Genomic DNA, 9,762 nt, shown 5'->3' on the forward strand with positions numbered 1-9,762 from the left:
TTTAAATTTATTTTAAGGACGGTGTTAGCATTGTTTAAGGTAGGTATTATAACTGCTAGTGATAAAGGATATGCTGGTGAAAGAGAAGATAAAAGTGCAGAAACTATTAAGGAAATCTTATTAAGAAATAATTATAAACTGTCATATTATAAAGTTCTTCCTGATGATAGAGAAATGTTAAGTAAGGAAATGATAAAATTATGCGACGATTTAAAGCTTGATTTAGTATTAACTACAGGAGGAACAGGATTTTCCCCTAGAGACTGGACGCCTGAAGCAACCTTAGATATAATCCATAGGCAGGTTCCTGGAATTTCTGAAGCTATGAGGGCTTATAGCATAGCTATTACTCCTAAAGGAATGTTAAGTAGAGGAGTTTCTGGAATTCGTAATAACACCTTAATTATTAATCTACCTGGAAGCCCAAAGGCTTGTAAAGAAAACTTAGAATATATTATTCCTACATTAAAACATGGCTTGGAAATTTTAAAAGGCAAGACTGCAAACTGCGCTGAGCCAATCCATAATTTATAAAGTGCCGCTCTCAATTAAAATTCAATCTAGATCATTTAATTTATAATAGTAGGGAGTAATTCAACTTTTTGAATTACTCCCTAAATTAAATTTTAACTAGCTAAATTCATCTAAAACTCTTCACTGTGAACTATAACTTATATAGGATTATTTGTAATCTCTTTCTCTTGCTAATGCTTCTTCCCTTATTTCCTGTCTAAGCCCCTCTAATGTTTGCTCTCTTCTTTTATTTTTTTCTCGTAAAGTTTCTTTCATTTTCTCGTCTGATGTTTTTTCAATCATTTCTTCAGCACGATGCATATTTTCGATAGTATTACTAATATTTTCTTGAAGTCTTTCAACATTATCTCTTCTATCATCTGGATTATGTTTCATTATAATTCTCTCCTTTCAGGTAAAGTTTTTAGCAGTTTTTTAGGTGATTATATAGACAACCACTTTCACTATTATTTTGGATTAAAAAATCTATATTATTCAGTAATAAGCTATTAAAAGCTTTACCTTTAAAGAGAAAATTTATATACTTAACATATTAAAGTTAATCTGCCTACTTGCTTCTTCTACTTTCTCAGGTAAAATATCAATAATCTCTTCTAAATCATCTTTTGAAATTCCTAATTCATCCATTACTTTTTTATTAAAAACGTGTTTTGTGTTAATTGCTAATAAATTTTCATAATATACATTACTTATTGAATCTGCTATGCTTAATATATAAACTTCTTCTTTATACTTCTTTGCAAGAAGAGGTCTATGATGATATTCTACTATAGATCTAATATCATCAGGTAATTCAAATCTAATACATTGCCATCTTCCAGCATCTTCATGAGTAAAACCATTCATAACTATTCTTTCGGCAATTATTTGATGCATTCCTTTCCTTTGTTTTTCCATAACCTTATCAATCAAGTCTGGAACACATACATCTAATACAACTACACCTAAATCATGAATTAATCCATAAGCAAAATATTTATATATATCTGCCTTATTTAATTTTTCAGCTATTAAATTTGCTGCAACAGAAGTTCCTAAGCAATGCTTCCAATACTTATCTCTATCAAGTTGTTTAGATTGTCCTAAATTATCTGGCATTATAGATTTAACAAGATGGGCTATCACTAATTTTTCAACCGTTTTCAATCCTAAAAATTTAATAGCATCTGATAAGGATTCTATCTTTCTTAATAATTTAAAATATCCAGAATTAATATTAATAAGTATTGCTTCTTTTAAATTAGAACATCTATTTATTACATATGAAAACTCTTCAATATCTAAAGTATCAGTATTTTTTAACATTTTTATTATTTCTGTAATTTCTTTATTAATAGTAGGTATTTTATTATTATTTTCCAAAATATCCAAAATTTCTTCAGGTCTCATGCAAATTCCCCCTCATCGCTCTTCTAAATTAAATATATCATCAATACTATAACCTTTTCAACATAAAGTATAAATATCATACATATTATTGCCGGCAACTATTTCTTGCATAATTAAGAATAGTTTTTTCACTAATACAAAAACTAAAATAAATTTTATTTTAAGGGCAGGTGATTTTGTGTTTAAAAAATTTAGTGTTTTTATATTAATTCTTATTCTAACTTTAAATATGCCTATAACTATAAAGGCAATTTCTGAAAAAGACTATGATACTCAACTGAAACAAGACCTTTTAATTCTTATGCTGGCTTATCCTGACCATATAGTTAATGTAGAAAAAGCTGGGGATAAAATTTTTTGTATTACTAAGTCTGGCAAAAAGCTTCTTTATGATGATAAAAAAGAAAAAAACTATGAAGAAAAATTAGCAAACCCTGACCTCCAAGATATGCTTGAACAAAATTATCCTTTAGAAAAAAACGAGACCTTAATGGATAAAAATTTTGATCCAGGGAGAATCAGACATTATGACTTATTAAATGAGGTTTATGGAAGTTCTAAAAGAGAAATCGAGAAGAACTTAACCAACTTAAAATATGGATATACTAATTATCAATTTAACAGTCAAAATAAGGCTAATATAGCTCTAGAAACTGCTTTAAAAGAAATAATTCCTTTGGCTAAAAGTAGAAGGGATATATCTGCAATTCTATATCCAGCAAGTGGTACTTATAATTATAGAGTTATTGCAGGAACTGGCAGGCTAAGCCCTCATTCCTATGGAATAGCTATTGATTTAAAATCAGATAAAAAGGATTATTGGAAATGGAGTTCTAGAGAGCAGGGAGAAAAAAGACTATCAGAATATCCTAAAGAATTAGTAGAAGCCTTTGAAAAAAACAATTTTATTTGGGGTGGAAAATGGAATCATTTTGACATTTTACATTTTGAATATAGGCCGGAAATAATATTAAAAGCAAGATGTTTTAACTCTTGGACAAAAAACAAAAAGTGGTACGAAAATCCTATTTATAAGAAAGATGATATAAAAAATTATATTGATTTAATAGAAAGGGCAGTAAATTAAAAAGAAGAGTGCATGCACTCTTCTTTTTATAATTTAATATTATTCCCAAGCTTCTACCTCTTCTGCAGTCGGCATTGAAGCAATGGCACCATAATTTGTACAAGTTATTGCTCCTACCTTATTGGCATAAGAAACTATAGTCTTCCATTTGTTAAAATTAATGTTTTTATTATCCTCTAAATCAGCTAACTGCTTTAAAATTGCCCCTACAAAAGCATCTCCAGCCCCTGTTGAATCTAACTGCTTTATTTTAATCGATGGTACTATTTCCATATTACCATTACTAATTAATGTTCCCTCAGCTCCCAAGGTAACAGCAACAATTTTAGCTCCCATTTTGTGAAGTTTCTTAACTCCAGATTCTATATTTTCTTCTTCTGTTATAAGCTTTATTTCCTCATCACTAAGCTTAACAAAGTCCGATAGTTTAATAAAGTTCTTACAATCTTCAATAAAAGCTTCTAATTTATCATTACTTATTAAAGCATCCCTGTAATTAGGGTCAAAAGAAATAAATATATTTTTTTCCTTAGCATACTCTAATAATTTATAATAAGTATTTTTTAATTCACCTTCTAAAAAACCCGTTGCCGAGCCAAAATGTATAATATCCTTATTGCTTATTTTAGCTAAGTCAATATTAGAAAAAGCGTAATCTCCATCGCTTCCCCTATGAAACTCAAAATCTCTTTCTCCATTTTCATCTATAGAAACAAAAGCTAAGGTAGTATAACCTTCCATCTTAGCCATTTCTACATTGATATTTACCTCCTTTAAGCTTTCAATTAAAAACTTCCCAAAGGAATCATTACCAACTTGACCTAAGAAATAAGCTTCTCCTCCTAACTTAGAAACAGATGCTGCCACATTAGCTGGTGCTCCTCCAGCTTTTTTTTCAAAATTAACAGTTCTTGATAAATCTTTAATATTATCTTTTCCAATAAAATCTATTAATAATTCTCCAATACAAAAAACCTTATTACTCATATAACATTTCTCCTAAACTCCAAAGCTTTAATTCTTTTATATCTATATTACTTTCTGATAATATTCTTAAGCCTGTACTGCCTTCTTCTGGAAAAATCCTGCTTGATAAAACAGTTTTACCATCCTGAAGAAAAATTTCAACTGCCGACTTATCTACAAACATATGGATTTTAATCTTATTTTCATCAAACTTAAATCTTCTAATAGAATTTACTCTATTAGTTAATTGATTATTATCTAAAAAGCCAATACCCTCTTCAGAATTAAATACTAATGAAGAATATTCTTCCTTTCCTTCAAAAAATCTTAATTCTATTTTTTTAGTTTCTAAGCTATCTATTTCTAATACTAATTCATAGGAATTACTTTTTAATTTATCAGTTTTCCATTCATTACATATTAAATTTTTCTTTTCTTCTAATAAATTCACTCTATAATTTTCAAACTCTTTTAAAGGAATTTGATATATAATATCGCCTTTTAAAATAAGCTCCCTAGGCATAGTAAGACAGTGAAGCCATCCTAATTCTTTTGTTGGATAATTATCTTCTCCTTCAGGCATGCCCATCCAGCCAATCATAATAGTTCTATTTTTATCATCTTTAAATACTTGAGGAGCATAAAAGTCTTTTCCTAAATCTAATTCCCTAAATTCTCCATGCTCAAACTTTAATGTTTTATAATCAAATTTTCCTAATATATAACCTGACTGATAAAGATTTTGATATCTAAACTCTTCACTTTCCAGGCCCTGAGGAGAAAATATTAAAATATCTCTTCCTTCTAAGTTAAATAAATTAGGACATTCCCACATATAACCGAACTCTTTATAATCAGTATCAATTTCTCCCTCAAAATTCCATTTATTAAGATCCTCTGAACTATACAATAATGTTCTTCCTAATTTTTCTTCTAATTGAGCTCCTATTACAAAATAGTACTTTCCATCTTTCTCAAAAATATATGGATCCCTAAAATGGGCTGTATATCCCTTTGGTAACTTATCTACAACAGGTCCTTTTTTAACAAGGGCTCCATTCTGATCTAGACTAGCTCTGCATTGATAAGATTCCCTATTTCCTTTATCGTCTCTTACATTTCCTGTGTAGAATAATTCTAATTTATCCCCTATTGCTATTGCACTTCCTGAATAACAGCCATCTTTGTCATACCACTTATCAGGCGCAAGAATTGCCTTAGGTATGGAATAATGAATAAAATCTTTGGTTTTAACTAATCCCCAATGCTTATCTTTATGTTCACATTTATAAGGATTCCATTGATAAAATATATAATATTCCCCTTTAAAATAAGCTAATCCATTTGGATCATTTAATAAGCCAAATGGAGGCTCTAAATGATAATTTAATCTCCATTTATCGCTGAAACTATTACCCTTATTTTTATAAAATAATTTTGACCTTAAATTTATATCATCAATTATCTTTTTTAAATCCTCCATTTTAAACCTCACTTCTATATTTTAAAGAAGAGACTTAACACTTTCTCTTTTGATAAGTTTTAATGGAACCTTCCTATCAATATCTATTTCTTCTCCATTTATATAAGATAAAATTAAATCAGAAGTTTTTTCTCCTAAAGTTTCATAATTTATTTCTACAGTTGTTATTGTCGGATGAACAGCTAAACCTATATCATATCCACCAAAACCAGCTACAGATATTTCATCCGGTATTCTATATCCATTTTCATAGGCATATCTAATAAACCCAAGAACAATATTATCTGTAGCTCCAATTACAGCTGTAGGCTTATATTTCATTACTTCCCTGCTAGCTTCATAAGCTTCATTAAAAGAAAAGCCTGTTTTTACAAAATTAATATTGCATTCTATATCCTTAAAAACATCATAGAATCCTGCTTTTCTTTCAACTCCTACCGCCTTATCTTCTTCTGTAACACCTAGATAAACAATATTTCTATGTCCATTATCCCTTATATATTGGCCAAGTACTCTTCCTGCCTCATAATCATCTATTTTTATATAGTTAACAAGGCTGCTTTTTTGTCCAGTAAACAAAATTGGTATTGATAATTTTCTTGATAACTCAATATGTTCTTTTGTTATGTTTACAGCTAAGATTATAATACCGTCTACACCTTGTTGATATAATTTTTTCATATGTTCTATTTCTTTTTCTTTACTTAATTCGCTAGTTAATATAATACCTTGATAACCATTTTCCTCTAATCTTTTATTAATACTCTTTAATATTTTTCCTGATGTAAAAGAGTCAATTCTAGGTATTATAATTCCTATTAAGCCACTTTGCTTTGCCTTTAATCTTTTAGCAAAAAAGTTAGATTTAAAACCAGTCTTTTCTATAGCTTCTTCTATTTTTTTCTTATTATCATCACTTACATATCCACCGTTTAAATACCTAGATACTGTACTTTTTGATACCCCCACCATATTGGCTATATCTTGAATTGTTACCTTCATATTAACCCTCCTTATAAAGGATTATTATACCATTTGTGGAGATAAAAATAAATGTCAAAGAGAGGGCTATAGCTGCCTCCCCTTTATATTTTTTATTCCTCTGATTTGTAGAAAATATAAGTAATAGCAAAAGATACAGCAATTCCTATTAAATGAGTTAATAAATAACCCATAATATTACCATTTAGATATAATAGTATTCCAGGAATTACTGTAATTCCCATACCTGATCCAGCTAAACCTAGCATTGCTGCAAACATTCCTGATGCTGCACCACCTACTAAGGCAAATGCAAATGGTTTTAAAAATCTTAAGTTAACTCCAAATATAGCTGGCTCTGTAATTCCTAAAAAGGCTGGTATTGCTGATGAAATATATAAAGTACGTTTCTTCTTATCTCTAGTTCTTAAGGCAACTGCTAAAGTCGCTGCTCCTTGAGCTGCTATTGCTCCTGTAATAATCGCATTGTATGGATTTACTCCTGTATTAGCTAATAATTCAACTTCTAAAGCATTAAATATGTGATGAATTCCAGTAACAACAATAACTTGATTAATTCCTCCAATTATTAATCCACCTATTCCAAGAGGTAAAGCTAAAAAGCTCTTAAAGGCTGTAAAAATAACTTCTTCTAATGAGTGCATTATCGGTCCAACTATTAAAAGTCCAAGTATCATTGTTATAAGTAATGTTAAAAATGGAGTTATAATTAAATCTAAAACATCTGGTACAAATTTTCTTAAAGATTTTTCTAATTTTGCTCCAATTATTCCTAAAGCTAATGCTGGTAATACTGATCCTTGATATCCTACTATTGGCAGGCTAAGTCCTAAAATATCTAAATATATTGGATCTGCTCCACCTGCAACATTCCATGCATTAGGAAGCTGAGGTGCTACTAACATTAGTCCAAGCACCATTCCTACAACTGGAGTTCCACCAAATTTTTTTACAGTTGACCAAGCAACAAGAGCTGGCAAGAAAATAAAGGCTGTATCAGTTAGAACTTGTGACAATATATCTAATGTAGGACTTAATTCAACTCCTAAGTTTGTTATAAGTCCTCTTAATCCCATAAATAATCCTGTTGCAACTAATACAGGAATTACTGGAACAAATATATCACCTAAAGTTCTTGAAATTTTTTGAGGTATTGACATTTCTGCATATGCATCTTCCTTAACGCTTCCACCATCACTTGCAACACCAAGTTTCTTCATTTCTGCATATACTTTGTTTACAAAACCAGTTCCTAAAATTATTTGGAATTGAGCTGCAGCGAAAAATTGACCTTTTACACCATCGATATTTTCTATAGCTTTCTCATCAATTAATGATTTATCCTTTAGTATTAGTCTCAACCTTGTTGCACAATGCTCCATGGATTTGATATTTTCTTTTCCACCTACATACTTTAAAATTTCTGTTGCTACATTATGTTCTTTACTCATAAAAAATAATCCCCCTTCTCTTTGATGATTTTATGATACCAGTTCCATATAACTTTATCAATATTTATTCTTTTAATATTTTATCAATATTTATAACAAATTATTAATCATTTCAACTGCATTTGTATATTTTTTTGAAATATTTTCAAACAAATAATCTTATTATTAAATATGTAATAATCGTCTTAAAACATTTACATTTATTTTTTATGATACCATTCTCTCCACCTTTCTAGCTAAATAAAAAAATATGCTCTCTATTACAGAAAGCATATCTATTAAATTTCATAGTTCTTAACTATACAATTTTATTTATTTCTTTAAAAACTCCCTATATTCTTTAATTATTTTTACTCCAGAACTTGTACCTATTCTTTCAGCTCCAGCCTCAATCATCTTTAAGCAAGTTTGTAAATTCCTAATTCCTCCAGCTGCTTTTACTTTTACCTCCTCTCCAACTATAGATTTCATAAGCTTTACATCCTCAACAGTCGCTCCTCCATTACCAAAACCAGTAGAAGTTTTAATAAAATCAGGTTTTACTTTAAGGGCAAGTTTACACACTTCAATTTTTTCTTCATCTGTTAAATAACAATTTTCTAATATCACTTTAGAAACAACTTGCTTTTCTCTGCATACTTCAACTATTGATCTCATTTCCTTTTCAAGATATCCTAAATTTCCATTTTTAAGTTCAACAATATTAATTACATAATCAATCTCGTCAGCCCCCTTCAAAATACTATCTTTTGTTTCATATACTTTAGCTTCTATAGTATTTTGTCCCAGAGGAAATCCTATTGCTGCTCCAACATGAACTTTAGTTCCTAATAAATGTTTTTTACAAATTTCTACTGCAGCAGGATTTATAGCAACCATTTTAAAACCATATTCCTTAGCTTCTCTACAAAGCCTTTCAAAATCTTCATTATTAACATAAGCTTTTAATAATGTGTGATCAATCATATTGGCTAATTCACTAATACTTAATATTTTTTCCATATAACCTCTCCCCTTAAATTAATTTATTTTTAATCATTTTTTATTTATATTTTATCACAATAATTCCAAGAGAGTTTATTCCTATTCTATCATAAATATCTAAGTATTTTTTATTATTAATATCACATAATAATATCGTCATCTTTCTCCAGTAAAAACTTATTCTCTCACTGTTTATTCCCTTTTAAAACAATTTAAAATTTGGAGGTGCTTAAAATGAAAGAAAATAATAAAAAGAAAACTGCCAAACAACATGTAGAAGATGTTTATAGCAAATTAGTAGAATCAAAAGCCTGCTTAAGAGAAGCATTAAATTCCGCTGAACAACATCGTAATAAAGAACAAATTGAAAACAATCTAGCTTCCGTTAATGATGCTATAAACTCAATCAATAATACTTTAAATAATTATCAAGACTAATTTTTTTACAAGATAAAAAGGCTGTTTTTCTTATATTACAGCCTTTCTTTTTAACTACCGTAACTTTCATACCTTTTTATACCCATTTTCCATATAAAATATGCATCAAAAATACTTACCACACTAACAATAACTGTTAATATTATTCGAAAATAAGTTGAAACAATGGATTAATAGGCTTTAACATATATTTATCAAAACTACCTAAAAATATTATAATTCCACCTAATATCCATAAATTATCCATTAGAACATGATCAATTCCTCTAGGTATTTGGGCTAAACCATAAAATAATTCCATTCCATTTAATTTTTATATTACAAACTTATTTGTTATTTCCTCTAAATTTTTTATGTTGTAAAATAATGAATATACTAACTTTGGAGGAAGGCAGTAATTATGAAATATGAAATACTAATCTTTGATG

General features: G+C 28.8%; 11 protein-coding genes. 3 read left to right on the forward strand and 8 right to left on the reverse strand.

Annotation, left to right across the window (positions count from 1 at the left end):
• Window positions 1-30: 30 nt before the first annotated feature.
• Window positions 31-534 carry a MogA/MoaB family molybdenum cofactor biosynthesis protein gene (locus KQI16_RS00170; RefSeq protein ID WP_119865415.1) on the forward strand — a complete coding sequence of 168 codons (504 nt, stop codon included), beginning with the start codon at window positions 31-33 and terminating at the stop codon, window positions 532-534.
• Window positions 535-681: 147 nt separating this feature from the next.
• On the opposite strand, the gene tlp is transcribed toward KQI16_RS00170, so the two are convergent.
• Window positions 682-909: a small acid-soluble spore protein Tlp gene (gene tlp, locus KQI16_RS00175; RefSeq protein ID WP_119865416.1), complete on the reverse strand. Its 228-nt coding sequence runs from the start codon at window positions 907-909 to the stop codon at window positions 682-684.
• Between the two features lie 141 nt (window positions 910-1,050).
• A complete protein-coding gene (locus KQI16_RS00180) occupies window positions 1,051-1,923 on the reverse strand; it encodes an HDOD domain-containing protein (protein ID WP_119865417.1) in 873 nt (290 codons plus the stop codon).
• A 229-nt stretch (window positions 1,924-2,152) separates the two neighbouring features.
• Between KQI16_RS00180 and KQI16_RS00185 the strand changes: the two genes are divergently transcribed.
• Complete coding sequence (locus KQI16_RS00185) at window positions 2,153-3,010, forward strand: M15 family metallopeptidase (protein ID WP_216431428.1); 858 nt, start codon at window positions 2,153-2,155, stop codon at window positions 3,008-3,010.
• 39 nt (window positions 3,011-3,049) lie between these two features.
• On the opposite strand, the gene KQI16_RS00190 is transcribed toward KQI16_RS00185, so the two are convergent.
• The 5 genes from KQI16_RS00190 to deoC form a co-directional block, all read right to left on the reverse strand.
• Window positions 3,050-3,997, reverse strand: a complete 948-nt coding sequence (locus KQI16_RS00190) for a carbohydrate kinase family protein (protein ID WP_216431420.1) — start codon at window positions 3,995-3,997, stop codon at window positions 3,050-3,052.
• Window positions 3,990-5,459 (reverse strand): glycoside hydrolase family 32 protein, encoded by a 1,470-nt coding sequence (locus KQI16_RS00195; protein ID WP_216431421.1) that lies wholly within the window; start codon window positions 5,457-5,459, stop codon window positions 3,990-3,992. The genes KQI16_RS00190 and KQI16_RS00195 overlap by 8 nt, the downstream gene beginning before the upstream one ends.
• Window positions 5,460-5,480: 21 nt before the next feature.
• Window positions 5,481-6,461, reverse strand: a complete 981-nt coding sequence (locus tag KQI16_RS00200; RefSeq protein WP_216431422.1) for a LacI family DNA-binding transcriptional regulator — start codon at window positions 6,459-6,461, stop codon at window positions 5,481-5,483.
• 92 nt (window positions 6,462-6,553) lie between these two features.
• Entirely contained in the window at window positions 6,554-7,912 is a 1,359-nt protein-coding gene (locus KQI16_RS00205) for a sucrose-specific PTS transporter subunit IIBC (RefSeq protein ID WP_216431423.1), read from the reverse strand.
• 312 nt (window positions 7,913-8,224) lie between these two features.
• Complete coding sequence (gene deoC / locus KQI16_RS00210; RefSeq protein ID WP_216431424.1) at window positions 8,225-8,914, reverse strand: deoxyribose-phosphate aldolase; 690 nt, start codon at window positions 8,912-8,914, stop codon at window positions 8,225-8,227.
• A 216-nt stretch (window positions 8,915-9,130) separates the two neighbouring features.
• Between deoC and KQI16_RS00215 the strand changes: the two genes are divergently transcribed.
• Window positions 9,131-9,334 carry a hypothetical protein gene (locus KQI16_RS00215; RefSeq protein ID WP_216431425.1) on the forward strand — a complete coding sequence of 68 codons (204 nt, stop codon included), beginning with the start codon at window positions 9,131-9,133 and terminating at the stop codon, window positions 9,332-9,334.
• Window positions 9,335-9,476: 142 nt separating this feature from the next.
• Here the strand turns inward: KQI16_RS00215 and KQI16_RS00220 are convergent, their stop codons facing one another.
• A complete protein-coding gene (locus tag KQI16_RS00220; protein ID WP_216431426.1) occupies window positions 9,477-9,635 on the reverse strand; it encodes an ABC-2 family transporter protein in 159 nt (52 codons plus the stop codon).
• Window positions 9,636-9,762 lie beyond the last annotated feature (127 nt).

The sequence above is a fragment of the Caproiciproducens sp. MSJ-32 genome, from assembly GCF_018918055.1.
Classification (GTDB): Bacteria; Bacillota; Clostridia; order Clostridiales; family Clostridiaceae; genus Clostridium.